1 protein-coding gene is annotated in these 1,298 nt (G+C 56.1%); it reads left to right on the top strand.

The features are described 5' to 3' along the window. The first annotated feature begins 55 nt into the window (after nt 1-55). Nucleotides 56-1,285 carry an ISL3 family transposase gene (locus tag FYK55_RS28695; protein ID WP_150080055.1) on the top strand — a complete coding sequence of 410 codons (1,230 nt, stop codon included), beginning with the start codon at nt 56-58 and terminating at the stop codon, nt 1,283-1,285. Nucleotides 1,286-1,298 lie beyond the last annotated feature (13 nt).

Below are 1,298 nucleotides of genomic sequence, written 5' to 3'. Positions count from 1 at the left end.
GGTCCATCCGGGAATTCTGTGGGTCGGGTAGAATTCTTCGCAAAGGAGAGCACCGATGCAAGAAACCGATTTCTACCAGCAGATCCTCGGACTCAAGCAACCTTGGTTCGTTGCGGATGTCAAACTCGATCCCGAGGCCCAGCAAGTTGACGTGTATGTCGAGCACCCCGAAGGAACCTCCTTTTGCTGCCCCGAATGTGGCAAGGCGTGCTCGGTCTACGATCACACGAAGTCGCGTCGCTGGCGACACTTGGACACCATGCAATTCCGCACCATCCTGCACGCGAAACCGCCTCGGGTGAATTGCCCTGAGCACGGTGTCAGGCAGGCGACGTTGCCGTGGGCTGAGAAGAGTAGCCGGTTCACCATGTTCTTTGAACGCTTTGCAATCGATGTGTTGCTCGCCACGCAAACCGTCCAGGGTGCCCAGGGCATCTTGAAGACCAGTTGGGACGAGACCTGGCACATTCTCAAAAGAGCGGTCGCGCGCGGGAAAGCTCGCAAGTCGGCAAAACCGATGCCACGGATTGGCATCGACGAAAAGGCCTTCCGAAAAGGACAGAACTACATCACGTTGATTTACAACCTTGATCGCAGCACGGTCGAAGCGATATCCGATGGCAACGATACCGAAAGCGGAAACGCCTGCTTCTCGCAGCTTTCCCAGGAACAGCGTGACTCTGTCGAAGCCATCGCGATGGATATGAGCGCCGCGTTCGTCCGCAGTGCGAAACAGAACATTCCGTTGGCGGAACACAAAATCGTGCACGACCGCTTTCACATCATGAAACTGGCGAGCGAGGCGGTCGACAAAGTTCGCCGCGGCGAACACCGGCAACTGAAGAGTCAGGGCGATGATCGCTTGACGGGAACTCGCTATCTCTGGCTCTCCGGGCAAGAGAACCTGACCGACGCCCAGCGAGAACGATTCGACGCGGTCTACAAGCAAGAGTTGGAGACCGGAAAGGCTTGGGCCTACAAGGAAATGCTTCGCGACCTGTGGCACCACGAGGATGTGGGTTCAGCGACACTCTTCTTTCAGGACTGGTACCGGCGAGTGATTCACACCAAGCTGACTCCGTTGAAGAAGGTTGCACGCACCATCAAAGAGCGTCTCGACAACGTCGTCAGTTACTGCGTGCATGGAATCACCAACGCGGTAGCCGAAGGAATCAACAGCAAGATCATGTCGATCAAACGACGCGTCGGCGGCTACCGAAACCGAGAGAACTTCAAAACGGCGATCTATTTCTACTGCGGCGGATTGAATCTCTACCCACGATAATCCCGGATGGACC

Source organism: Roseiconus nitratireducens, assembly GCF_008629675.1.
Lineage (GTDB): Bacteria > Planctomycetota > Planctomycetia > Pirellulales > Pirellulaceae > Stieleria > Stieleria nitratireducens.
Note: the sequence above shows the minus strand (reverse complement) of the source record. Positions and strands in the feature narration are given on the sequence as shown.